Below are 25,179 nucleotides of genomic sequence, written 5' to 3' on the forward strand. Positions count from 1 at the left end.
AAGCAACGGAGCATCCCTCCGTGCCGCTTCTTGAGCTGCGGGACGTCACCAAGTCGTTCCAGGCGGTGCGGGCACTGCGCGGCGTTTCGCTCGCGCTGCGTGCCGGAGAGGTGCACGCGCTCGCCGGGGAGAACGGTGCGGGCAAGTCGACGGTCGTCCGGATCATCGGTGGCGAGCACCAGCCCGACAGCGGCGAGGTCCTCCTCGACGGCGAGCCGGTGCGGTTCTCCGCTCCCCGGGACGCCCAGCAGCGGGGCGTCGCCGTCATCCACCAGGAGCCGATCCAGTTCCCCGACCTGAGCGTCGCCGAGAACGTCTTCATGGGCAGGCAGCCGCTGCGGCAGGGTCGCCGGATCGACCGGCGCGCCATGCACCGCGGTGCCGCCGAGGTGTTCGAGCGGCTGGGGGTGCCGCTCGACCCGGCCCGGCAGACCCGCGGCCTGTCCATCGCCGACCAGCAGATCATCGAGATCGCCAAGGCGCTCGTCGCCGACGCGCGGATCATCGTGATGGACGAGCCGACCGCCGCGCTGTCCGCCGTCGAGGCCGAACGGCTGTTCCGTGTCGCGCGCGGACTCGCCGAACGCGGCGCGGCGCTACTGTTCATCTCGCACCGGCTGGACGAGATGTACGCCCTGTGCGACCGCGTGACCGTGCTGCGCGACGGCGCCTTCGTCACCAGTTCCCGGATGAGCGAGATCACCAACGACGAGCTCGTGCGCTGCATGGTCGGCCGCTCGGTCGAGCAGCTGTTCCCCACCAGGGAACACGAGGCGGGTGCCGACGTGCTCGTCGTCGAGGGGTTGACGAGGGCGGGCCACTTCAACGACATCTCCTTCTCCGTCCGTGCGGGCGAGATCGTCGGCCTCGCGGGACTCGTCGGTTCGGGCAGGTCCGAGGTCGCACGCGCGGTCTTCGGGGTGGACGGGCGGGACGCGGGCACGGTCACCGTGAACGGCAGGCCACTGCGCGCCGGGGACCCGAAGGCGGCCATCGCCGCGGGTGTCGCGCTCGTCCCCGAGGACCGCCGGGAGCAGGGCCTGGTCCTGGAACTGCCGATCGAACGCAACACGAGCCTGGCCCGGCTGCGCCAGGTGTCGCCTGCCGGCATCACGCGGCAGTCGAGGGAACGCGCGCTCGCCGCCGCGTGGGGTGAACGCCTCGGTCTGAAGTACGGGCGACTCGCCGACCCCGCCGCGACGCTCTCCGGCGGCAACCAGCAGAAGGTCGTCCTCGGCAAGTGGCTGGCCACCGAACCGTCCGTGCTGATCGTCGACGAACCGACCAGGGGCATCGACATCGGCGCGAAGGTCGAGGTGCACGCGCTGCTCTCCGAACTGGCTGCCGAGGGGATGGCGGTGCTGCTCATCTCCTCCGAACTGCCCGAGGTGCTCGGCATGGCCGACCGCGTCCTGGTCATGCACGAGGGCAGGCTCACCGCCGAACTGTCCAAAGAGGAAGCGAACGAGGAGACCGTCATGTACGCGGCAACCGGGAACGGCCGCGCGGGCGAGGAAGGCAGCGCGGCATGAACCGCGTGCACTCGCTGCTGTCCGGCAGGGAGATGAGCATCGTCGGGGCGCTCGTCGCGGTCGTCGCCGTGACGGCGTTCGTGAACCCGTCGTTCGTCAGCCCGCAGGGCCTGCACGACATGTTCCTCAACGCCTCGATCATCGCGTTGCTCGCGATCGGCCAGACGCTGCTGGTCATCACCCGCAACATCGACCTGTCGGTCGGTTCGGTGATGGGGCTCACGGCGTACCTGTCCGGGCAGATGTTCATCGCCGACTCCGGCACCCCGGTGATCGTCGTGATGCTGGCAGGGATGGCGCTCGGCGCCGCGTGCGGTGCGTTCAACGGCGCGCTGGTCGCCATCGCGAAGGTGCCCGCCCTCGTGGTCACCCTCGGCACGCTCTATGTCTTCCGCGGAATCGACTACGGCTGGGCGAGCGCCACCGGCGTGCACCAGATCAACGCCGACCAGATGTCGCCCGAGTTCCTCAGCTTCGGCAGCGGCTCCGTCCTCGGCATCCCGCACCTGACGCTCATCGCCCTGGTCGCGCTCGGGATCGCCGGGTACGCGCTGCACAACTGGCGCTCCGGCCGGGAGCTGTACGCGATCGGCTCCAACCCGCAGGCGGCACGGCTGGCCGGTATCCCGGCGGGCAGGCGGGTGTTCACCTCGTTCGTGATCTCGGGCGCGCTGGTCGGCCTCGCCGGGGTACTGCACGCGTCCTACTTCGGCACGATCAACGCCTCCGTCGGCACCGGCAAGGAACTCGCCGTCGTGGCCGCGGTCGTGGTCGGCGGCGTCGCGATCTTCGGCGGCAGCGGGACGGTGCTCGGGGCCGCGCTCGGTGCGCTGCTGCTCACGACGATCACCGGTGCGCTGCCCATCCTCGGCGTCCCCGCGTTCTGGCAGCGCGCCGTGGACGGCGCCGCGCTGCTGCTCGCCATCTCGCTCGACCGGGCCGTGATGCTCCGGGTCGCCGAACGCCTGCGGAAGGAAAGGAGCCTGCGCCGTGTCTGACCAGAAGCTGGCGACGGTGCCCCGCCGGAGGTTCGGCGTCGGCGCGGTCCTGCGGTGGGAGACGATCCTGCTCGCCCTGTGCGTGCTGGTGTTCGTGTTCGGATCGGCGAGCACACCCGGTTTCGCCGAGGCCGACAACATCAGCTTCCTGCTGCTCGACTACACCGAGGTGGCGCTGCTCGCGATGGCGCTGCTGCCGATCATCCTCACCGGGCACATCGACCTCTCGGTCGCCTCGATCCTCGGCTTCTGCTCCGCGCTGACCGGAGCGCTCTGGAACGCCGGGGTCTCATTCGAGACGATCGTGCCCGTCGTGCTGCTGGCCGGCGCGCTGCTCGGCTCGGTGAACGCCGGGCTGATCGTGAAGTTCGGGCTGCCCGCGCTCGCGGTCACCATCGGCACGCTCGGCCTGTACCGGGGACTCGCGTACGTGGTGCTCGGCGACGGCGCGGTCACCGGCTTCCCCGCGAACTACCGGCCGCTCGCGACCGACACCGTGCCCGGCACGTTCCTGCCGTATCCGACGCTGCTCGTGCTCGTCGTGTGCGTACTCGCCGCGGTGGTGGTGCACTACACGCCGATCGGCCGCTCGCTGTACGCGGTCGGGCTCGGGGAGCAGACGGCGCGGTTCTCCGGAATCCGCGTGGAACGGCTACGGTTCACCCTCTACATCGTCTCTGGCGTGCTGTGCGCGGTCGCGTCGCTCGTCTACACCCTCCGCTACAACAGCGCCAGGGCGGACAACGGCTACGGCATGGAGCTGATCGCCGTGGCCGCCGTGCTGCTCGGCGGTGTCTCGATCTTCGGCGGGCGGGGCACGGTCATCGGCGTTTCGAGCGCGCTCCTGCTGATGGCAGGTCTGCGGAACGTGCTGTTCCTCAACGACGTCACCAACGAGATCCAGAACGTGATCAACGGCCTGCTGCTCATCATCTCCGTGCTCGTGCCGGTGATCGCGACCCTGCTGCGGCGCAGGCGCCCACCGGCACCGGCCGCCGCGGCGGACCCGGCACCCCCTGAGCCGGAACCGGTTTCCGTACCAGACCCCGATCCCGTGGGTGTGTCCCACGGACCCAACGAGGAGGACCAACGATGATCCGCTCCCGAACCAGAAGGGCTCGCGCCGCGCTGGCGGTGACCGGAGCCGGGCTCGCGTTCGCGCTGGTCGCGGCCTGCGGTGGCACGACGAAGGACTCGGCGCCGCAGGCCGACGCAGGCGGCTCGGGCACGGAGAAGGTCGCCGACCCCAACGCCCCCATCAAGGAGGGCCTGAAGATCGCCTTCCTGCCGAAGGAGATCGACAACCCGTACGAGAACCTCGTCGACCAGGGCGGCATCGCCGCCGTCGAGGAGCTCGGCGGCACGGGCAAGGAGGTCGGCCCCTCCGACGCGTCCGCCTCGTCGCAGGTGTCGTACATCAACACGCTGGTGCAGCAGAACCAGGACGCCATCGTGATCGCGGCCAACGACCCGAACGCGGTCGCGCCCGCGCTCAAGGAGGCGATGGCCAAGGGCATCGCGGTGGTGAGCTACGACTCCGATGCGGCGACCGACGCGCGCCAGGTGTTCGTCAACCAGGCCAACTCGGAGGACATCGGCCGCACGCAGATCAAGATGATCGCCGAGCAGATCGGCGGCAAGGGCAAGATCGCGATCCTCTCCGCGACGCCGAACGCCACGAACCAGAACACCTGGATCGAGTACATGAAGGACGAGCTGAAGAAGCCGGAGTACTCCGGCATCGAGCTCGTGAAGGTCGCCTACGGCAACGACGACGACCAGCAGTCCTTCCAGGAGACGCAGGCGCTGTTGAAGTCCATTCCGGACCTCAAGGGCATCGTCTCGCCCACGACGGTGGGCATCTCCGCCGCGGCCCGCTACATCTCGTCGTCGCCGTACAAGGGCAAGGTTGCGCTGACCGGGCTCGGCACGCCGAACCAGATGCGGCAGTTCATTAAGGACGGCACGGTCACCGAGTTCGCACTGTGGGACCCGGAGCAGCTGGGCTACCTGGCCGGCTACGCGGCCGCCGCGCTGGCTTCCGGGCAGATCACCGGCAAGGAGGGCGAGGTCCTCAAGGCCGGCGAGCTGGGTGAGCGCACGATCGGCAAGAACGGGGAGATCATCCTCGGTCCGCCGACGACGTTCAACGCCGACAACATCGACGACTACGACTTCTGACGGCGCACGGGGTCGTGAGTGGGGAACGTGGTTAGAACAACGATTTTCACTCACGACCCCACGGGGGAAGGTTCCACGATGCGACGGGTTTGTTTCCTCCTCAGGGTCAGGCGGGACCGGATGGAGGAGTACCGGCGACGGCACGCCGAGGTCTGGCCCGAGATGCTGGCCGCGCTGCGGGAGACCGGCTGGCACAACTACTCGCTGTTCCTCGCGCCGGACGGGCTCCTCGTCGGCTACTTCGAGACCGAGGACCTCGACGCCGCGCTCGCCGGGATGGCGTCCAGGGACGTGAACGCCCGTTGGCAGGCCGAGATGGCGCCGTTCTTCGAGAGCCTCGACGGCACGCCCGACGAGGGGATCGCCCCGCTCACCGAGGTCTTCCACCTCGACTGACGCCCACAGACCAGGGAGAGACTCCATGCCCGACATGCCAGCCATCAAGGCCGCGCTGCGCGCCCAGCACATCGAGACACCCTCGTGGGCGTTCGGCAACTCCGGTACCCGCTTCAAGGTCTTCGCGCAGGAGGGCATCCCGCGCGATGCCTACGAGAAGATCGACGACGCCGCCACCGTGCACCGGTTCACCGGCGTCGCGCCGAGCGTCGCGGTGCACATCCCGTGGGACAAGGTCTCCGACTACGGCGACCTCGCGCGGCACGCGGAAGCGGCCGGGGTGCGCGTCGGTGCGGTGAACCCCAACGTGTTCCAGGACGACGACTACCGGCTCGGCAGCCTGTGCAACCCGGACCCCGCCGTGCGCCGCAAGGCCGTCGACCACCTGCTCGAGTGCGTGGACATCATGGACGTCACGGGATCGCGGGACCTCTCGGTGTGGCTCGCCGACGGGCTCAACTACCCGGGCCAGGACTCCATCGCCGACCGCCAGGCGCGCCTCGAGGAGTCGCTCGCCACCGTGTACGAGCGGCTCGGCGAGCACCAGCGCATGCTGCTGGAGTACAAGTTCTTCGAGCCCGCGTTCTACGCCACCGACGTGCCCGACTGGGGCACCAGCTACGCGCACTGCCTCGAGCTCGGGCCGAGGGCGCAGGTGCTGGTGGACACCGGGCACCACGCGCCGGGCACCAACATCGAGTTCATCGTCGCGCTCCTGCTGCGCAAGAACCGGCTCGGCGGGTTCCACTTCAACTCCCGCTTCTACGCCGACGACGACCTCATGGTCGGCGCGGCCGACCCGTACCAGCTGTTCCGGATCATGGTGGAGATCGTGCTCGGCGGCGGGCTGTCCGCCGAGGCCGGAGTGGCGTTCATGCTCGACCAGTGCCACAACATCGAGCCGAAGATCCCCGCGCTGATCCGGTCGGTGATGAACGTGCAGGAGGCCACCGCGAAGGCTCTCCTGGTCGACGCGGAAGCACTGCGCGAGGCCCAGCTCGCCGGGGACGTGCTCGGGGCGAACGCCATCCTCGTGGACGCCTTCTCCACCGACGTGCGCCCGCTGCTCGGCGAGGTGCGGGAGGAGATGGGCATCGACCCCGATCCGATCGCCGCCTACCAGCGCAGCGGCCACGCCGAGAAGATCCGGGCCGAGCGGGTCGGCGGCACCGCGGCGGGCTGGGGGGTGTGATCATGCGGCGCGCACTGCTCGCCACCACACTGCTGCTGGCCACCCTGCTGGCGCCGGTCACGGCCGCCGCCGCGCCCAAGCCCGCGGCGCCCGGGGTCACCCTCCTCTCGGACACGCTGCTCGACCCCTCGGCGCTGTACTTCGTGTCCTACGACGGGCTGGTGAACAACGACTCGTTCCAGCAGGACGCCATCCTCACCTATGCCGGCTACCAGTACGCCACCTGGTACACCGGCAGCCGCGACGCCGTCGTGGCGCGAAGGGCGCTGCACGGCAGGAGTGCGTGGGAGACCGTCGTCCTGCCGCACAAGCTCACCGTCGACGACTCGCACAACGTCATCTCGCTCGGCATCTCGCCGCAGGACGGCAGGCTGCACGTGGCGATGGACACGCACAACTCGCGCCTCTTCTACGTCAAGTCCGTCGCCGGGCTCGCGTCCCGGCCCGCCGCGCACCGGTGGTCCCCGGACATGTTCGGCTCCGTGCGGCGCACGCTCGACGGTGTCGAGCTCGGCAACATGACGTACCCGCGGTTCGTCGTCACGCCCGAGGGCAGGCTGCAGTTCAGCTACCGCACCGGCGGCTCGGGCAACGGCGTGAACGAACTGGCCGAGTACGACGGCGGCACGTGGCGCAAGCTCGGCCCGTGGAGCTCCGCGACGGGCTCCTACACCGGCCCGAACGGCGTGGTGTCCAACACCCGGAACATGTACCTGCACGGGCTGACCTACGACGACAACGGTCGCCTGCACGCCGCGTTCACGTGGCGCGAGGGCAACTGGGACGTGCTCTGCCACCCGGGTGGGCTCACCAACCACGACACCGGCTATGTCTACAGCGATGACCGGGGCCGCACCTGGCGCAACGGGGCCGGGCGGGTCGTCGGCGTCACCGGCGCCGACCGGGTCGGCATCGACGACCCCGGCCTGGTCGCCGACCCGCTGGACCCCAACCACGGCCTGATGAACCAGGAGAGTCAGGCGGTCGACTCGCACGGCACGCCGCACGTGGTGATCAGCTACGTGCCCGGCAGGTTCACGCAGTGCGTGTCCGACTACTCCGCCCAGCGCGCGCGGTACGGCCGCACGTTCCACCTGGTGCGGGCCGCCGACGGCAGCTGGACCAAGCGCGAGGTGCCGGTCCCGCCGAACCACACCCAGCGCACCAAGATCGTGTTCGACAGCGCCGACAACGCCTACCTGGTCATGCCGAAGGGGCGCATCGTGGCCGCGAGCGCGGCCAGCGGGTGGACCGACTGGACCCTCGTGTTCGACCGGCCCTCGATGAACGCCTTCGGCGAGGTCAACGTGGACACCTCGCGGGTGGCGTCCGATGGCGTGCTCTCCGTGCAGTACCAGCAGACCTCGAGCGGCACCACGCCGTCGCCGATCCGTGTCGCCGACTTCCGACTCGGCTGATAGGAGCATCGTGAGTACCGAAACCCATCCGGCCGTCGCCGACCTGCTCGCCCGCTCGCACGAGCTCGGCGCCGACCGCCGCAACACCAACTACGCGGGCGGCAACGCGTCCGCGAAGGGCACGGCCACCGACCCCGCTACCGGCGGGGACGTGGAGCTGCTGTGGGTGAAGGGTTCCGGCGGCGACCTCGGCACCCTCACCGAGGCCGGGCTGGCCGTGCTGCGTCTTGACCGGATGCGCGCGCTCGTCGACGTCTACCCCGGCGAGGAGCGCGAGGACGAGATGGTGGCGGCGTTCGACTACTGCCTGCACGGCAGGGGCGGTGCCGCGCCGAGCATCGACACGGCCATGCACGGCCTCGTCGGCGCACCGCACGTCGACCACCTGCACCCCGACTCGGGCATCGCCATCGCCACCGCCGCCGACGGCGAGGAGCTGACCCGCAAGGTGTTCGGCGACCGCGTGGTGTGGGTGCCGTGGCGGCGGCCCGGTTTCCAGCTGGGGCTCGACATCGCGGCGGTGCGGGAGGCCAACCCGCAGGCGATCGGCTGCATCCTCGGCGGGCACGGCATCACGGCGTGGGGCGCGACCAGCGAGGAGTGCAAGCGCAACTCATTGGAGATCATCCGCACGGCGGAGGCCTACCTCGCCGAGCACGGGGAGCAGGAGCCCTTCGGCGAGGCCCTGCCCGGCTACGAGCCACTGTCCGAACCGGACCGGCGGGCCCGCGCGGCCGCGTTGTTCCCCGTGCTGCGCGGGCTCGCCTCCACCGACTCCCCGCAGGTGGGGCACTTCACCGACGCGCCGGAGGTGCTGGAGTTCCTTTCCAGGGAGAAACACCCCGCGCTGGCGGCACTCGGCACGTCCTGCCCGGACCACTTCCTGCGCACCAAGGTCGCCCCGCTCGTGGTGGACCTGCCTGCCACCGCGCCGCTGGAGCAGGTGGTCGCCAGGGTCAAGGAGCTGCACCACGGCTACCGCGAGGAGTACGCCGCCTACTACCGCAGGCACGCCACGCCCGACTCGCCGCCGATGCGGGGCGCCGACCCCGCGATCGTCCTGGTGCCCGGCGTCGGCATGTTCAGCTTCGGCCGGGACAAGCAGACCGCGCGGGTCGCGGGCGAGTTCTACGTCAACGCGATCAACGTGATGCGGGGCGCCGAGTCGGTGTCCACCTACGCCCCGATCCCGGAGTCCGAGAAGTTCCGGATCGAGTACTGGGAGCTGGAGGAGGCGAAGCTGCGGCGCATGCCGAAGCCCAAACCCCTCGCGACCCGGATCGCGCTGGTCACCGGTGGCGGCTCCGGGATCGGCAGGGCCATCGCGCTGCGGCTGGCCGCCGAGGGCGCGTGCGTCGCGGTGGCCGACCGGGACGCCGAGGCCGCGGCACAGGTCGCGGCCGAGATCGGCGGCGCCGACCGGGCGGTGGCGGTCGCGGCGGACGTCACCGACGAGGCGGGGGTCGCCCGCGCGGTCGCCGACTGCGCGCTGGCCTTCGGCGGGATCGACCTCGTGGTGAACAACGCCGGGCTGTCCATCTCGAAGCCGCTGCTGGAGACCACCACCGCCGACTGGGACCTGCAGCACGACGTGATGGCGAAGGGTTCGTTCCTCGTCTCGCGCGAGGCGGCGCGGGCGATGATCGAGCAGGGCATGGGCGGCGACATCGTCTACATCGCGAGCAAGAACGGCGTGTTCGCCGGGCCCAACAACATCGCCTACGGGGCGACGAAGGCCGACCAGGCGCACCAGGTGCGGCTGCTCGCCGCCGAGCTCGGCGAGCACGGCATCAGGGTCAACGGCGTGAACCCGGACGGGGTGGTCCGCGGCTCGGGCATCTTCGCCTCCGGCTGGGGCGCCCAGCGGGCCGCCGTGTACGGAGTGCCGGAGGAGGAGCTGGGCGCGTTCTACGCCCAGCGCACCCTGCTCAAGCGGGAGGTGCTGCCCGAGCACGTCGCCAACGCGGTGTTCGTGCTGACCGGCGGGGAACTGTCGCACACGACGGGCCTGCACGTCCCGGTGGACGCCGGCGTAGCGGCGGCCTTCCTGCGCTGACCCGGCTGAGTTCACCATCAGCGGACGAGGAGGTGGAGATGGAGAGGGAACCCGCGTTCGTCGCGGTCGACCTCGGTGCGAGCAGCGGGCGGGTGATGCTCGGCCGCGTCCGGAACGGCGCCGTGGATCTCACCGAGCTGCGCCGCTTCACCACCGGTCCGAGGGAGCGGCCCGGTGGTGGCCTGCGCTGGGACGTCGAGGAGATGTACGGCGAGGTGCTCGCCGGGTTGCGGGAGGCCGCGCCCTCGGCCCCGGTCTCGGTCGGCATCGACTCGTGGGCGGTGGACTACGGCCTGATCGGTCCGGACGGCAAGCTGGACGGCGACGTGCGGTGCTACCGCGACTCCCGCACCGACGGCATGGCCGGGCGGCTGCGGGAGCGTGTCGACGACGAGACGCTGTACGCCGTCACCGGGCTGCAGTACCTGCCGTTCAACACGATCTACCAGCTGCTGGCCGAACCTCCCGGTCGACTTGTCGACAGGACGCTGCTGCTGTTGCCGGACCTGCTCGGCTACTGGCTGACCGGTGAACTGGGCGCCGAGGTGACCAACGCGTCCACCACGGCCCTGCTCGACGTGACCACGCGGCAGTGGTCGGCCGAGCTGATCGAGCGGGCAGGCCTGCCCGCGGGGCTGCTGCCCCCGCTGCGGCAGCCCGGCGACCGGATCGGCACCGGCCCGGACGGCGTCCCGGTGCTCGCGGTGGCCTCGCACGACACCGCCTCGGCGGTGGCCGCGGTGCCCGCGAGCGGCGAGAACTTCGGCTACGTCTCGTGTGGCACGTGGTCGCTCGCCGGGCTGGAGCTGCCCGGGCCGGTGCTCAGCCCGGCCGCGCGGGCCGCCAACTTCACCAACGAGGCGGGTGTCGACGGCACGGTCCGCTTCCTGCGCAACACCATGGGGCTGTGGCTGCTCAGCGAGTCGCTGCGGGTGTGGCGGGAACGCGGCCTCGCGATTACCCTCGGCGAGGTGTTGGACGCGGCCGCGAGAGAACCCCAGTTCGTGTCCATTGTGGATCCGGACGATCAGGCGTTTCTGCCGCCGGGTGACATGCCGGAGCGGATCGCGCGCGCGTGCCGCGAGTCGGGTCAGCCCGCGCCGGAGCGGCCCGCCGCCGTCGTGCGAACCATCCTGGAGTCGCTGGCGCTGGCGCACGCGGCGTCGCTGCGCACCGCGGCCCGGCTGGCCGACCGGGAGATCGACGTCGTGCACGTCGTGGGCGGCGGTGCCCGCAACGCGCTGCTCTGCCAGCTCACCGCCGACGCGTGCGGCGTGCCCGTGCTGGCCGGCCCGGTGGAGGCCAGCGCGCTCGGCAACGTGTACGTGCAGGCGAGGGCGGCCGGGGTGCTCGCGGCGGAGCGGCCGGTGAGCGAGCCGTTCGCCCGCTACGCACCGCGCGGCGACCGCGCGGCCTGGCGCGCCGCGGCCGAGCGGGTGGGCCTGGCATGACCGGGCCCCGCGTGGCCCTGTTCGCCACCTGCATCACCGACACCGTGTATCCGGAGACGGCGAAGGCCGTGCTGCGCCTGCTGGAGCGGCTGGGCTGCGAGGTCGACTTCCCGCTCGCCCAGACCTGCTGCGGGCAGATGCACTTCAACACCGGCTACCACGACCACGCGCGGCCGCTCGCCCAGGCCTACGCCGAGGTGTTCGCGGGCTACGACTACGTGGTGGCTCCTTCGGGCTCCTGCGCGGGCATGGTGCGGGAGATCCACCCCGGGCTGGCCGGAACCGGCCCGGCCGTCGAGCGGACGTACGAGCTCAGCGAGTTCCTGGTCGACGTGCTCGGCGTGACCGACGTCGGGGCGTACTTCCCGCACCGGGTCACCTACCACCCGACGTGCCACTCGCTGCGCATGCTCGGCGTCGGCGACCGCCCGCTGGCGCTGCTGCGGGCCGTCCGCGGGCTGGAGCTGGTCGAGCTGCCGCAGGCCGAGCAGTGCTGCGGGTTCGGCGGCACGTTCGCGCTGAAGAACGCCGAGACGTCCACCGCCATGCTCGCGGACAAGATGCGCTGCGTGCAGGACACCGGCGCGCAGGTCCTCACCGCGGGGGACAACTCGTGCCTCATGCACATCGGCGGCGGGCTGTCCCGGCTGCGCACCGGTGTGCGGACGGTGCACCTGGCGGAAGTGCTCGCGAGTACGGAGGAGGAGCCGTGGGCGGCCGCAACCCGGTGACCTGGCTGGGCACCCCGTCGTTCCCGAAGGCGGCGCACGACGCGCTCGGGGACACGCAGCTGCGCCGCAACCTGCGCAAGGCCACCACGACGATCCGGGGCAAGCGCGCGAGCGCGGTCGCCGAGCTCGCCGACTGGGAACGGCTGCGGGCCGCGGGTGCGGCCATCAAGGACGACGTGCTCGCCAACCTCGACACCTACCTGGTGCGGCTGGAGGAGGCGGTGACGGCGCGCGGCGGCGTGGTGCACTGGGCCCGCGACGCCGAGGAGGCCAACCGGATCGTGCTCGACCTCGTGCGGGCCGAGGGCGCCGACGAGGTCGTGAAGGTCAAGTCGATGGCCACCGCCGAGATCGGCCTCAACGAGGCGCTGGAGGCCGGTGGCGTGCGCGCCGTCGAGACCGACCTCGCCGAGCTCATCGTGCAGCTCGGCGACGACCGGCCCTCGCACATCCTCGTGCCCGCCATCCACCGCAACCGTGCGGAGATCAGGGACGTCTTCCGGCGGCGGATGGCCGAACCGCCCGCCTCCGACGAGCCGGGGGACCTCGCCGAGGCGGCCCGGCGTCACCTGCGACGGAAGTTCCTCGCCACCAAGGTCGCCATCTCCGGGGCGAACTTCGCGGTGGCCGACACCGGCTCGGTCGTCGTCGTGGAGTCCGAGGGCAACGGCCGGATGTGCCTCACCCTGCCGGAGACCCTGATCACCGTGATGGGCCTGGAGAAGATCGTGCCCAGCTGGCCGGACCTGGAGGTGTTCCTCCAGCTGCTGCCCCGGTCGTCCACGGCGGAGCGGATGAACCCGTACACGTCGGTGTGGTCCGGCGTCACCCCCGGCGACGGGCCGCGGCGGTTCCACCTGGTGCTGCTGGACAACGGGCGCACCGCGACGCTGGCCGACCGGGTGGGCAGGCAGGCGCTGCGCTGCATCCGGTGCTCGGCGTGCCTCAACGTGTGCCCGGTGTACGAGCGGACGGGCGGGCAGGCCTACGGCTCGGTGTACCCGGGCCCGATCGGCGCGATCCTGGCACCGCAGCTCGTGGACGACCCGCACGATGAGCAGGCGGCGTCGCTGCCGTACGCCTCCTCGCTGTGCGGTGCGTGTTACGAGGTGTGCCCGGTGCGGATCAACATTCCCGAGGTGCTCACGCATCTGCGCGGCAAGGTCGTCGAGGCGAAGGGGAAGCGGACGCCGGAGGCGGTGGCGATGGCCGCCGCGGCGTGGATGTTCGCCGACGCCCGGCGGTACGAGGTGGCGCAGAAGGCGGGATCGCTGAGCCGGTTCCTCGCGCGGGACGGGCGGATCTCGCACCTGCCGTGGCCGGGTTCGAAGTGGACGTCGTCCCGGGACGTCCCCGCGGTGCCGAAGGAGTCTTTCCGGGCCTGGTGGAGGCGCAACCGTGGATGACGCGCGCGGCGAGATCCTGGCCCGGGTGCGGGCCGCGCTGGCGGACCGGCCGGCACCGGCCGCGGTGGTCCGCGACTACGAGCGGTCCCGTTCGGTTCCCGACCCGGTCGGCCTGCTGGTGGAGCGGGTGGCCGACTACAAGGCGATCGTGCACCGCGTGGCGGAGGCCGAGGTGCCGGAGCGGATCGCGGAGCGGCTGGCCGCACGCGGAGTCACGACGATGGCCGTCCCCGCCGACGTGCCCGGGCCGTGGCGCGCGCCCGGGGTGACGTGGCTGCCCGACGAGCCACCGCTCGCGCTGGCCGAACTGGACGGGGTCGGCGGCGTGCTCACCGGATGCGCCGCCGCGATCGCCGAGACCGGCACGATCGTGCTCGACGCGGGCGCCGCGCAGGGCCGCCGGATGCTGAGCCTCGTGCCGGACTACCACCTGTGCGTGGTGCGGGCGGACCAGGTGGCGGTCAGCGTGCCCGAGGCGCTGGCCCGGCTGGAACCGGTGCGTCCGCTGACGTTCATCAGCGGGCCCTCGGCCACCAGCGACATCGAGCTGGACCGTGTCGAGGGTGTGCACGGCCCGCGCACCCTCGAAGTCCTCGTGAGCGAATAGGCGCGGGTCTCGGCCAGGGAGGGTGTCGGTCACGACCTCCGCTCGACTGGCTCCCGGACGTGACCGGTTCCACACTGGGCTGGTGGGTCAGCGTGTGCGGAGGGAGGCGCGGGTCGAGGGCGTCGTGCAGGGGGTCGGCTTCCGGCCGTTCGTGCACACCCTCGCGCGCAGGCTGGGCCTGGCCGGGCACGTCGGCAACGACGCGGACGGGGTGTTCCTCGCCGTCGAGGGCTCGTCCGAGGGCGTGGCACGGTTCCTCGACGCCCTGAAGGCCGAGGCGCCGCCGCTCGCGGTGATCGACCGGATCGAGGTCACCGAGGTGCCGCCGCTCGGCGCGGCCCGGTTCGACATCCTGCCCAGCCCGCCGGGCGGCGTCGCGAACACACTCGTCTCCGCCGACAGCGCCACATGCGCCGACTGCCTGCGCGAGCTGGCCGACCCCGGCGACCGGCGCTACCGCTACCCGTTCGTCAACTGCACCAACTGCGGTCCCCGGTTCACGATCGTCCGGGGCGTGCCCTACGACCGGCCGCGCACCACGATGGCGGGCTTCGCCCTGTGCCGCGACTGCGCCCGCGAGTACGCCGACCCCGCCGACCGCCGGTTCCACGCGCAGCCGGTGTGCTGCCCCGCGTGCGGGCCCCGGCTGCGGCTCGGCACCGCGGAGGGCGACGACGCGCTGCGTGTTGCGGTGCGGCTGCTCGGGGAGGGCAGGGTGCTCGCGGTCAAGGGGCTCGGCGGCTACCACCTCGCCGTGGCCGCGGCGAGCGAGCCCGCGGCGGCGGCACTGCGCTCGCGCAAGCACCGCGAGGACAAGCCGTTCGCGATCATGGTGCCCGATCTCGCGGTGGCCGGGGACCTGTGCGAGGTGGATCCGGTGGCGGAGCGGTTGCTGACCGGGCGCAGGCGGCCCATCGTGTTGCTGCCGCGCAGGCGGGCCGCTCCGGTCGCGCCGTCCGTGGCACCCGGCAACCGCATGCTCGGCGTGTTGCTGCCCTACACGCCGCTGCACCATCTGCTGCTCACCGATTTCGCCGCACCGATCGTGCTGACCAGCGCCAACGTCTCCGACGAGCCGATCGTCTTCCGCGACGACGAGGCCCGCGACCGGCTGTCCGGGATCGCCGACGCGTTCCTCACCCACGACCGCCCCATCCACGTCCGCACCGACGACTCCGTCGCCCGCACGTTCCGCGGCCGGGCGCAGCTGCAGCGCCGTTCCCGGGGATACGCGCCCGAGCCCGTCGTGGTCGGCCAGGACTTCCGCCGGCACGTGCTGGCGTGTGGGGCCGAGCTGAAGAACACCTTCTGCCTCGCCAAGGGGCGGCACGCGTTCCTCTCGCACCACATCGGCGACCTGGAGAACTACGAGACGCTGCGCTCGTTCACCGAGGGCATCGAGCACTTCGGCAGGCTCTTCGACATCGCGCCGGAGATCGTGGCGCACGACCTGCATCCCGAGTACCTGTCCACGAAGTACGCGCTCGACCTCGCGGAGTCCGGCACCGTCGAGCCGGTGGGCGTGCAACACCACCACGCGCACATCGCCGCGTGCCTCGCGGACAACGCCGAGAGCGGGCCGGTGCTCGGGGTCGCCTTCGACGGCACCGGCTACGGCACCGACCACACCATCTGGGGCGGCGAGTTCCTGCTCGCCGACCTCGCCGGGTTCCGCAGGGTCGGCCATCTCGAACCGGTCCGCATGCCGGGCGGCACCGCCGCCGTCCGGCAGCCGTGGCGCATGGCGGCCGCCTACCTCGGCGCCACGGACGACACCGGCGACCTCGACGTCGTGCGGCGGCACGCCCGGGAGTGGCCCGCCGTGGTGTCGATGGCCGCCTCCGGGGTCAACGCCCCGCTCACCTCCAGCGCGGGCAGGCTGTTCGACGCCGTCGCCGCACTGCTCGGCGTGCGCGACACGACCAACTACGAGGGGCAGGCCGCGATCGAGCTGGAGCAGCTGGCCGATCCGGCCGTGCGGGGTGGCTACCCGGCCGGGATCTCGGCCGCCGACCCGGTCACCGTGTCCGGGGCCGACCTCGTCAAGTCCGTTGTGGACGACCTGCGCGCGGGCCGGGCCGTCGACGTCGTCGCGGCCCGGTTCCACAATGGCGTGGCGGAGGCGATCCGCGGCGTGTGCGCGCGGCTGCGGGAGGCGACCGGCGTCGGCACGGTCGCGCTGTCCGGTGGCGTGTTCCAGAACGTGCTGCTGCTGGACCGGACCGTCGACCTCCTCGAGGGTCGCGGGTTCCGGGTGCTCACGCACTCGCGCGTGCCGACCAACGACGGCGGCGTCAGCCTCGGTCAGGCCGTCGTCGCGGCGAACACCACCGGCCCCGTCCGGCAGTGAAGGTGGCCTTCACTGCCCGTCGCGGAACAGGTTCGCCGCCGGAACCGGCTTGCCGAAGTGATAGCCCTGCGCCTGGTCGCACTCGAGCTTGCGCAGGATGCGCGCGTGCCGTTCGTTCTCCGCGCCCTCCGCGATCACGGTGAGGCCGACCGCGTGCGCCATCGCGACGATGCTGGCGATGATCGCCTCGGCGTCCTTCGCCCGCTCCTCCGGCTCGCCGAGGCCGAACACGAACGAGCGGTCCACCTTGAGCGTGTCGAGCGGCAGCCGCCGCAGCTGCGCGAGCGACGAGTAGCCGGTGCCGAAGTCGTCGATGGCCAGCCGCACACCGAGGCCCCGCAGCGCCGACAGTACCTCGGCCGCCGTCTGCGGCTCCCGCATCAGCGCGCTCTCGGTGATCTCCAGGCACAGCGCGTCCGGGGGCAGTCCGGCGGCGCGCAGCGCGTCGTGCACGGCGGGCACCAGCGCCGCGTCGTCGAGCTGCCGGGCCGAGAGGTTGACGGCGAGCCGGAGGTCCGTGCCGTGCCGGGCCCGCAGCTCGGCGACCTCCTGGGTCGCCGTCCGCAGCATGTGGTCGCCGATGATGTTGATGAGGTCGCTCTCCTCCGCGAGCGGGATGAACTCGGCGGGCGGGACGACGCCGTGCACGGGGTGGGTCCAGCGCAGCAGCGCCTCCACCGAGACCGGCCGGTCGGTGCCGACGTCGACGATCGGCTGGTAGGCCAGCCACAGCTGGCCGTCCGGCACCGCGGCCCGCAGGTCCTGCTCCAGCCGGAGCTGCCGCTGCACCCGTTCCCGCAGCTCGACGTCGAAGAACTCGTAGCGGCCCCGGCCCCGGGTCTTCGCCTGGTACATGGCCACGTCGGCGTCCCGGATCAGGTCCTCGGCGCTGCGCCGGTCCCCGGGCCGCGCGGTGACCACGCCGATGCTCGCGTCGATGCGCAGGTGCCTGCCGTCGACGGAGATCGGCTCGGTCAGCGCCTCCCGCAGGTGGTGGATCAGCGCGTGGATCTCGGCGGGCTCACCCGCGCCCAGGGTGATGACGGCGAACTCGTCCCCACCCAGCCTGCCGACCACCTCGGTGCTGCGCACGGAGTGGCGCAGGCGGCGGGCGGCGATGCGGAGCACCTTGTCCCCGACACTGTGCCCGAGCGAGTCGTTGATGACCTTGAACTTGTCGAGGTCGATGAACAGCACGCAGGCGGTGTCCACCCGGCCCGGGGTCCGCAGGGCGGCGGTGAGCCGTTCGAGCACCAGCGTGCGGTTGGCGAGCCCGGTCAGCGGGTCGTGGGTGGCGTCGTGGGCCAGCTGCTCGCCGATGGCCCTGCGCTCGGTGATGTCGGTGAACGACGTGACGACCGCGGACGGCTCGCGTGCCTCGGGGTCGAGCGGCCGGCAGCTCATCGACAGCCAGACACTCCGCCCGTCCGGCCGCTCCGCGCGCAGCACCCGGCCGTTGTTCGGCTGCCCGGTGCGGAGAGTCCGCGCCGAGGGGTAGTCCTCCTTGGGCACCCGGGCGCCTGACTCGTCGTAGAGCGGGAACCGGGTCGGTGAGCGGCCGACCATCTGCTCGGCCGGCAGGCCGAGGATGCGGGTCGCGGCGGGGTTCGCGGACTCGACCCTGCCGTCCCTGCCGACCACCACGACGCCTTCGTCGAGTGCGGTGACCACGGTGCTGAACCGCTGCTCGGCCTCCCTGCGCGCGGTCTCGTCGGCGCACACCAGCACGTAGCCCGCGTTCATCTCCGCCGCCGAGACGCGGATCGCCAGTGGCGTCCCGTCCGCCCTCCGGTGGGTGGCCTGGACCACTCCGCCCGCATCGACGATGCCGCCCGGGTCGAGAGGCGCGCCGACGAGCCCGGCGACGTCCCGGCCGAGCGCGTCCGCCGCCGCGTGGCCGTACACGGATTCCGCGGCCGGGTTCCAGCTCGTGACCACCCCGTCGGCCGTGGTGGCGATGATGGCGTCGCTGACGTGCGAGACCAGCGCGGCCTGGTAGTGCAGGGCGGCCTCGGCCGCCTTCTGTGCCGTGACGTCGCGCATGATGACCTGGAAGGCGGGGCGGCCCTCCCAGGTCGTGCGGACCGAGACCGACTCGACCACCATCGTGTCGCCGTCCGCGCGTTTCAGCAGCACCTCGGTGGGTTCCGAGGTGGACCCCGGCCCGGTCAGTGACTCGATGCGGCGCAGCATGTCCGGCACGGAGTAGGGGTCGACGAAGTCGGTGATCGGCCTGCCGAGCATGGCCTCGGCGGTTCCGGAGGCGGAGAACCGCACGGCGGCCGGGTTCGCGTAGACGATCCTGCCGGCCTCGTGGACACAGATGGCGTCCGGGCTGAGCTCGACGAGCAGCCGGTACCGGTCGGCCAGATCGGCGAGCGCCTGCCGGTCGGCGTGCCGCTCACTCACGTCCGCGGCGATCCCCAGCAGACCACCGGCGCCGGACGCGCCGGTGACGCCGAAACTCCGGGCGCGGAACCGAATCCATCGCGTATCGCCTTCGGGTGTCTCGTGCCGCTGTTCGAGATCGAAATCCTCCCACACCGGTGCGGATCTCGCTGCCAGCGCCATGGGTTCGATCAAGTCCAGCAGAACTTCGGTGATGCTCCGTTCAGCGTAATCGGATAGTCCGAAAATGTCCGCCAGTCCCGGCGTCCAGGTAACGGAGCCGTCGGTGAAATCGACAGACCACAGGACGGCCGAGTCCACCGACAGGGCCAGGTCCACCGCGAGCCCCTGGCGCAGGTCGCGGCCGAGCAGCAGCCCGCTGTAGTCGTGCGCCTCCATGCTCCGTCCATTCGCGTGGTCGCCGGCGTGGATTTCGATTACAGCATGAGTTCGCCGTGAGGCGAACCGGCGAAAGTGCTCGCGTGCCGGCCCCCTGGGCATCCCGAGGAAGTCGATTAATCGTCACCACAGTAGGCGGTTGTTTCCTGGGCAGTGTCGCCCTGCCGCCTTGTCTCTCGAATCTGGCTGAAAGTGAGGACCAACACATGCGGGCGCAGGGAATCGGAATATGCGGAATCGGAGCGGTCACCGGCTACGGCTGGGGCCGCGAACTACTGTGGGACGGCCTCGCCGCCGCGAAGCCCGCCGCCTCGCTCACCGGTGGCTACGGTCCGGACGGCAACGACACGGCCTGGGTGGCCGTCGTGCCGGACGATGGTGAGCCGGGCGACGGCCGGGGCCGGTTCGCGCGGGCGATGAGAGCCGCCGCGCGCGAGGCGATCGACGACGCGCGGTCCCGCGGCTGGGTCGCGGGTGAGCGCGTGGGTCTGCTGCACGCGGTCGTGCTCGGCGAGGTGGACCTGTGGCGGCAGTTCTACCTCGCCGACGGCGGCGATCTCCCGGTGCGGGATTACCTGGCGCTGATGCCGTCCACGCCGATGTCGCTGTTCATGAAGGAGAACGGGTTCCACGGGCCGGCGATGAACGTGTCGGCGATGTGCGCGTCGGGCAACGCGGGCGTGCTCACCGCCAAGGCGTGGCTCGACGCGGGCATCGTGGACGACGTGGTGCTCGTCGCCACCGACCTCTCGCTCACGCGGGAGAACGTCGAGCACTTCGTCCGGCTCGGGGTCTCGGTGGTGGACACCGAGCCGCTGGAGGCATGCCGCCCGTTCCAGCAGGGCAGCCGCGGGTTCATCATGGGCGAGGCTTCCATCGGCATGGTGCTCTCCCGCCGGTCGCCGCGGCCCTACGCCGTGGCACTCGGTGGCGCGATGTCCCACGACGCCCACCACCCGACGTCGATCGATCCGTCGCTGCGGCAGGTCCGCCGGTGCTTCGGTGAGGCGCTCGCCAATGCGGGCGTGCGGGCCGAGGAGGTGTCGTACGTCAACGCGCACGGCCCCGGCACGCGGCAGTGCGACACGGCCGAGGCCACCGTGCTGGAGGAGATGTTCCCGGCGCGGACCGGAATCTACTCGGTCAAGCCGCTCACCGCGCACTGCCAGGCCGCCGCGGCCGCGGTGGAGATGGCGGTGGCCGCGATGGGCTACGACCGGGGCGTCGTCCACGCGCCGCCCGCCGTGGCGGAGGCGCACCCGCAACTGCTGCACGGGGAGTTCCCCCTGGACGGCGGGCTCACCGTGAAGTCGTCGCTGGGCATGGGCGGCCACAACTCCGTCGTCGTGCTCGGCCCGGCCTGAACCGCGCACCCCCGGTCATGAGTGGCTCGTTACTGGCGAATTCCGTCCGTAACGAGCCACTCATGGCACTCTCCGGTCAGTGCAGCCCGACGAAGGCCATCAGCTCCTCGACCGAATGCGTGAAGAACGCGTCGGCCGGTTCGAACACGCCCACGAAATGGCCGGTCAGCTCCAGGCCGATCATGCCGGTGAGCTGGGTCCACGCGACGACCCCGCGCAGCAGGATGGGCAGCGGCAGGTCGGGTGCGAACGAGCGGCCCAGCGTCTCGGCCTGCGTGCGCAGCGCGGCGGGGACGGGCACCTGTGGCGTGGCGGGCTCGATGCCGCCCGTGCCCCACGCCGTGCGGAGCGTCTCGATGAGCACCCGGGGCGCGCGCTCCGCCGGTGCGATCGTCCGCTCGGGTGCCACGTAACCGGGCACCGGCGAGCCGTAGATCAGCGAGTACTCGTGCGGGTGCGCCCTCGCCCAGTCCCGCATGGCCCGGCAGGCGGCGCGCCACTGCTCGCACGCCACGGACTCGCGCGCCACCGCGACCTCGCCCGCCTCGCCGAGTGCGTCGTACGCGTCGACGATCAGCGCGGTGAGCAGCTCGTCGCGGCTGGGGAAGTAGCGGTACAGGGCCGAGGACACCATCCCGAGCTCCCGCGCGACGGCACGCAGCGAGAGGCCGTGCGCGCCGACCTCGGCGAGCTGTCTGCGGGCCTCCTCCTTGATCGCGGCCGTGAGCTCGGCCCTGGCGCGCTCGCGGGCGGTCCGGGGCGCGCGCCGCTGCCGGGAGGTCGGCGAGGTTTCGGTCATACGAGCCAGGGTGACACAGCCGAGAGCAGTGCACAAATTCGAGAGCAGTGCTCTTGACAGTGAGCACCCTTCCGTGTTCACTGATCTTAAACGAGAGCACTGCTCTCCCTAGAGATCAGGAGCCGACATGGCAGCCGAACAGCACCGCTACCTCCAGGCAGGCAAGGCCGCCAGCGGGTTCAACGCGATCGTGCGGGGACTCACGAAGCTGGGCGTGAGCGTCATGGGCACCCGGGTGCTCTACGTCCGGGGCCGCAAGACCGGCGAGTGGCGGGAGACGCCGGTGAACCTGCTGCCGTTCGAGGGCGAGCAGTACCTCGTCGCCCCGCGCGGGCACACGCAGTGGGTGCGCAACCTCCGGGTCGCGGGGGAGGGCAGGCTGCGCGTCGGCAGGCGGGTCCGGACGTTCACCGCGGTCGAACTGCCGGACGAGGAGAAGGCGCCGCTGCTGCGCGAGTACCTCCGGCGCTGGGCGTGGGAGGTCGGCGCGTTCTTCGAGAACCTCGACACGTCCTCCCCCGAGGAGGACCTGCGCCGCGCCGCGCCCGGGTTTCCGGTCTTCCGCATCACCTACGTCACCCAGGCGCCGAATGCCCGCTGACCCCCCGAGCACCACCGGCAGTGAATGGCACAGTGCCCGCGTTCAGCGCAGGGAATGTGCCATTCACTGTGTCGTTCACCGCCCGGCCGAGGTGGGGGCCTGGTCGCGGAGCAGGCGGGCCGCGGCGAGCGCCTTCGGGTCGAGCGCCGTGGACTCGGCGTCCATCCGCCGCAGCAGCTCGGCCTTCATCCGCGGATCCCAGAACTGGCGGATGTGCTTCGCGATCGCCTCGGCCGCCTCCTCGGGCGGCAGGTGCGGGAACTGCACCGCGATCTCGTTGGCGAGCCGGATCTGGGGTGAGATCGCCGTCGTGTGCTCACCGGTGTCCGACCTGGTCATGCGGTCTCTCCTCGTCCTCGTTCGCGAGTCCCCCGCCGGGGACCGCGAGTGCTGCGTCCAGGGCCGCGAGTTCCGCACCCGGGCCCACGAGTGGCCCGTTCCGGCCCGGTCCCGAACGCGGCACTCGCGGTTCCGAGTGCGGCACTCGCGGGGTGGGGCTCAGTCCACCAGCGCGGGTTCCTCCTCGGACTCCTGTTCCGCCGCGCTGCCGGAGTGCCGCAGGCCCACCTGCACCGCCGTCACCTTGTACTCCGGGCAGTTGGTCGCCCAGTCGGAGTTCTCGGTGGTCACCACGTTGGCACCGGTCACCGGGTGGTGGAACGTCGTGTAGACGACGCCGACCGGCATCCGGTCGGACAGCACGGCGCGCAGCGACGTCGTACCGACCCGGCTGGCGAGGGTGACCTCGTCGCCGTCGCCGATGCCGCGCACCTCGGCGTCGTGCGGGTGGATCTCCAGCACGTCCTCCTTGTGCCAGGCCACGTTCGCGGTGCGCCGGGTCTGCGCGCCCACGTTGTACTGGCTGAGGATCCGGCCGGTCGTGAGGATCAGCGGGTACTTCCGCGTGCTCCGTTCCCGCGTCGGCACGAACGGCGTCTGCACGAACCTGCCCTTGCCCCGCACGAACGCGTCCACGTGCATGGTCGGCGTGCCCTCGGGCGCGGAGTCGTTGCACGGCCACTGCACGCTGCCCAGCTTGTCGAGCTTGTCGAACGACACCCCGGCGAACGTCGGCGTGGTCGCCGCGATCTCCGCCATGATCTCGCGCGGGTGCGGGTAGCTCATCGGGTAACCCATGGCGCGTGCGATCTCACACACGATCTGCCACTCGTGCATGCCCGTCTTCGGGGCCATCACCGGCCGCACCCGGTTGATCCGCCGCTCGGCGTTGGTGAACGTGCCGTCCTTCTCCAGGAAGGACGTGCCCGGCAGGAACACGTGGGCGAACTTCGCCGTCTCGTTCAGGAACAGGTCCTGCACCACGACGAGCTCCATCGCCTCCAGCGCGGCGGTGACGTGCTGCGTGTTCGGGTCGGACTGCGCGATGTCCTCGCCCTGGACGAACAGGCCCCGGAACGAGCCGTCGACGGCGGCGTCGAACATGTTCGGGATCCGCAGACCCGGCTCGGGGACGATCGGCCGCTCCCACAGCGTCTCGAAGACCTCGCGCACCGCGTCGTCGGAGACGTGCCGGTAGCCCGGCAGCTCGTGCGGGAACGAGCCCATGTCGCACGAGCCCTGCACGTTGTTCTGGCCGCGCAACGGGTTCACCCCGACGCCCTCGCGGCCGATGTTGCCGGTGGCCATCGCGAGGTTGGCCATGCCCATCACCATCGTGGAGCCCTGGCTGTGCTCGGTGACGCCCAGCCCGTAGTAGATGGCGGCGTTGCCGCCGGTGGCGTACAGCCTGGCGGCCGCCCGCAGGTCGGCGGCGGGCACGCCGGTGATCTCCGCAACGGCCTCGGGGCTGTTCTCCGGCCGCGCGATGAACTCCGCCCACGCGTCGAAGTCCTCGCACCTGCTGTCTACAAAGGACATGTCCACCAGGCCCTCGGTCACCACGACGTGCGCCATCGCGTTCACCACGGCGACGTTGGTTCCCGGGGCCAGCTGCAGATGGTGGTCTGCCTTGATGTGCGGTGAACGCACCAGGTCGATCCGGCGCGGGTCGACCACGATCAGCCTGGCGCCCTCCCGCAGCCTGCGCTTCATCCGGGAGGCGAACACGGGGTGCCCGTCGGTCGGGTTCGCGCCGATCACCATGATCACGTCCGACTGGGCCACCGACTTGAAGTCCTGCGTGCCCGCGGACGTGCCGAAGGTCTGCTTGAGCCCGTACCCGGTCGGGGAGTGACACACCCGCGCGCACGTGTCGACGTTGTTGTTGCCGAAAGCCGCGCGCACCATCTTCTGCACCACGTACACCTCCTCGTTGGTGCACCGCGAGGAGGTGATGCCGCCGATGGCGCCGACGCCGTGCCGCGCCTGGATGTCCTTCATGCGCTCGGCGACGTGGTTGATCGCCGTCTCCCAGTCGACCTCCCGCCAGGGGTCGGTGATCCTCTCCCGAACCATCGGCTTGAGCTGCCGGTCCGGGTGCGTGGCATAGCCGAACGCGAAACGGCCCTTGACGCAGGAGTGGCCCTCGTTGGCGCCGCCGTCCTTGTAGGGCACCATGCGCACGAGCTCGTCGCCGCGCAACTCAGCCTTGAACGAGCAGCCGACGCCACAGTACGCGCACGTGGTGAGCACCGTGCGGTTCGGCATGCCGAGGTCCACAACGGACTTCTCCTGCAGCGTCGCGGTCGGGCAAGCCTGCACGCACGCGCCGCACGACACGCACTCGGAGTCCATGAACAGATCGTTCGCGCTCGGCGAGACCTTGGACTCGAAGCCACGGCCGGAGATCGTCAGCGCGAACGTGCCCTGCACCTCGCCGCACGCCCGTACACAGCGGGAGCACACGATGCACTTCGACGGGTCGAAGTCGAAGTACGGGTTCGAGGTGTCCTTCTCCAGGTCGAGGTGGTTGTCGCCCTCGTAGCCGTAGCGCACCTGGCGCAGCCCGACCACGCCGGACATGTCCTGCAGCTCGCAGTCGCCGTTGGCCGAACACGTGAGGCAGTCGAGCGGGTGGTCGGAGATGTAGAGCTCCATCACGCCCTGCCGCAGCTTCTCCAGCCGCGGTGTCTGCGTGCGGACCTTCATCCCCTCGGCGACCGGGGTGGTGCACGACGCGGGCGTGCCCTTGCGGCCGTCGATCTCGACCAGGCACAGCCGGCACGAGCCGAACGCGTCCAGACTGTCCGTGGCGCACAGCTTGGGTATCTCGGTCCCGCTCAACGCGGCCGCGCGCATGATCGAGGTGCCCTCGGGCACCTGTACCGGCATGCCGTCGACCTCGACCGTGACGGTCGCCAGGCCCGGTTTGGCCGGCGTACCGAGGTCGGGTTCCTTCAACAGGCCCATC

19 protein-coding genes are annotated in these 25,179 nt (G+C 71.4%); 15 read left to right on the forward strand and 4 right to left on the reverse strand.

Annotated elements, in window-relative coordinates:
- The first annotated feature begins 20 nt into the window (after positions 1 to 20).
- The 13 genes from B0I33_RS24655 (at position 21) to hypF (ending at position 16,318) form a co-directional block, all read left to right on the forward strand.
- Positions 21 to 1,532 carry a sugar ABC transporter ATP-binding protein gene (locus B0I33_RS24655; protein ID WP_245901026.1) on the forward strand — a complete coding sequence of 504 codons (1,512 nt, stop codon included), beginning with the start codon at positions 21 to 23 and terminating at the stop codon, positions 1,530 to 1,532.
- Positions 1,529 to 2,530, forward strand: a complete 1,002-nt coding sequence (locus tag B0I33_RS24660; RefSeq protein WP_106181264.1) for an ABC transporter permease — start codon at positions 1,529 to 1,531, stop codon at positions 2,528 to 2,530. Before B0I33_RS24655 ends, B0I33_RS24660 begins: the two co-directional genes overlap by 4 nt.
- Positions 2,523 to 3,626, forward strand: coding sequence for an ABC transporter permease (locus B0I33_RS24665; RefSeq protein ID WP_245901028.1), 1,104 nt, complete (start codon positions 2,523 to 2,525; stop codon positions 3,624 to 3,626). The genes B0I33_RS24660 and B0I33_RS24665 overlap by 8 nt, the downstream gene beginning before the upstream one ends.
- On the forward strand, positions 3,623 to 4,711 hold the full coding sequence (gene rhaS, locus B0I33_RS24670; RefSeq protein WP_106181265.1) for a rhamnose ABC transporter substrate-binding protein: 1,089 nt from the start codon (positions 3,623 to 3,625) through the stop codon (positions 4,709 to 4,711). The genes B0I33_RS24665 and rhaS overlap by 4 nt, the downstream gene beginning before the upstream one ends.
- A 78-nt stretch (positions 4,712 to 4,789) precedes the next feature.
- Positions 4,790 to 5,107 (forward strand): L-rhamnose mutarotase, encoded by a 318-nt coding sequence (locus tag B0I33_RS24675; RefSeq protein ID WP_106181266.1) that lies wholly within the window; start codon positions 4,790 to 4,792, stop codon positions 5,105 to 5,107.
- Between the two features lie 25 nt (positions 5,108 to 5,132).
- Positions 5,133 to 6,299, forward strand: a complete 1,167-nt coding sequence (gene rhaI / locus B0I33_RS24680) for an L-rhamnose isomerase (RefSeq protein ID WP_106181267.1) — start codon at positions 5,133 to 5,135, stop codon at positions 6,297 to 6,299.
- Between the two features lie 2 nt (positions 6,300 to 6,301).
- Positions 6,302 to 7,717, forward strand: a complete 1,416-nt coding sequence (locus B0I33_RS24685; RefSeq protein WP_106181438.1) for a BNR repeat-containing protein — start codon at positions 6,302 to 6,304, stop codon at positions 7,715 to 7,717.
- A 10-nt stretch (positions 7,718 to 7,727) separates the two neighbouring features.
- The gene (locus tag B0I33_RS24690; protein WP_245901030.1) at positions 7,728 to 9,773 is read left to right on the forward strand and encodes a bifunctional aldolase/short-chain dehydrogenase; all 2,046 of its coding nucleotides are present in this window, start codon (positions 7,728 to 7,730) and stop codon (positions 9,771 to 9,773) included.
- Between the two features lie 38 nt (positions 9,774 to 9,811).
- Positions 9,812 to 11,224: a rhamnulokinase gene (locus B0I33_RS24695; protein WP_106181269.1), complete on the forward strand. Its 1,413-nt coding sequence runs from the start codon at positions 9,812 to 9,814 to the stop codon at positions 11,222 to 11,224.
- The gene (locus B0I33_RS24700) at positions 11,221 to 11,955 is read left to right on the forward strand and encodes a (Fe-S)-binding protein (protein WP_106181270.1); all 735 of its coding nucleotides are present in this window, start codon (positions 11,221 to 11,223) and stop codon (positions 11,953 to 11,955) included. The genes B0I33_RS24695 and B0I33_RS24700 overlap by 4 nt, the downstream gene beginning before the upstream one ends.
- Complete coding sequence (locus B0I33_RS24705) at positions 11,934 to 13,361, forward strand: LutB/LldF family L-lactate oxidation iron-sulfur protein (RefSeq protein WP_106181271.1); 1,428 nt, start codon at positions 11,934 to 11,936, stop codon at positions 13,359 to 13,361. Before B0I33_RS24700 ends, B0I33_RS24705 begins: the two co-directional genes overlap by 22 nt.
- Positions 13,354 to 13,968, forward strand: a complete 615-nt coding sequence (locus tag B0I33_RS24710; protein ID WP_106181272.1) for a LutC/YkgG family protein — start codon at positions 13,354 to 13,356, stop codon at positions 13,966 to 13,968. Before B0I33_RS24705 ends, B0I33_RS24710 begins: the two co-directional genes overlap by 8 nt.
- Positions 13,969 to 14,050: 82 nt before the next feature.
- Positions 14,051 to 16,318 (forward strand): carbamoyltransferase HypF, encoded by a 2,268-nt coding sequence (gene hypF, locus B0I33_RS24715; protein WP_245901032.1) that lies wholly within the window; start codon positions 14,051 to 14,053, stop codon positions 16,316 to 16,318.
- Between the two features lie 9 nt (positions 16,319 to 16,327).
- On the opposite strand, the gene B0I33_RS24720 is transcribed toward hypF, so the two are convergent.
- A complete protein-coding gene (locus B0I33_RS24720; RefSeq protein WP_106181274.1) occupies positions 16,328 to 19,105 on the reverse strand; it encodes a sensor domain-containing protein in 2,778 nt (925 codons plus the stop codon).
- 206 nt (positions 19,106 to 19,311) lie between these two features.
- On the opposite strand from B0I33_RS24720, the gene B0I33_RS24725 reads away from it, so the two are divergent.
- Positions 19,312 to 20,469 (forward strand): beta-ketoacyl synthase N-terminal-like domain-containing protein, encoded by a 1,158-nt coding sequence (locus B0I33_RS24725; protein WP_106181275.1) that lies wholly within the window; start codon positions 19,312 to 19,314, stop codon positions 20,467 to 20,469.
- A 76-nt stretch (positions 20,470 to 20,545) separates the two neighbouring features.
- Here the strand turns inward: B0I33_RS24725 and B0I33_RS24730 are convergent, their stop codons facing one another.
- Entirely contained in the window at positions 20,546 to 21,268 is a 723-nt protein-coding gene (locus tag B0I33_RS24730; RefSeq protein WP_106181276.1) for a TetR/AcrR family transcriptional regulator, read from the reverse strand.
- A 127-nt stretch (positions 21,269 to 21,395) separates the two neighbouring features.
- Here B0I33_RS24730 and B0I33_RS24735 point away from each other — a divergent pair, with 127 nt between their 5' ends.
- Positions 21,396 to 21,869: a nitroreductase family deazaflavin-dependent oxidoreductase gene (locus tag B0I33_RS24735; RefSeq protein ID WP_106181277.1), complete on the forward strand. Its 474-nt coding sequence runs from the start codon at positions 21,396 to 21,398 to the stop codon at positions 21,867 to 21,869.
- A 75-nt stretch (positions 21,870 to 21,944) separates the two neighbouring features.
- Here the strand turns inward: B0I33_RS24735 and B0I33_RS24740 are convergent, their stop codons facing one another.
- Entirely contained in the window at positions 21,945 to 22,208 is a 264-nt protein-coding gene (locus B0I33_RS24740; RefSeq protein WP_106181278.1) for a formate dehydrogenase subunit delta, read from the reverse strand.
- A gap of 159 nt (positions 22,209 to 22,367) precedes the next feature.
- Positions 22,368 to 25,178 carry a formate dehydrogenase subunit alpha gene (gene fdhF / locus B0I33_RS24745; RefSeq protein WP_106181279.1) on the reverse strand — a complete coding sequence of 937 codons (2,811 nt, stop codon included), beginning with the start codon at positions 25,176 to 25,178 and terminating at the stop codon, positions 22,368 to 22,370.
- Position 25,179 lies beyond the last annotated feature (1 nt).

This window comes from Prauserella shujinwangii, from assembly GCF_003001955.1.
Taxonomy (GTDB): domain Bacteria; phylum Actinomycetota; class Actinomycetes; order Mycobacteriales; family Pseudonocardiaceae; genus Qaidamihabitans; species Qaidamihabitans shujinwangii.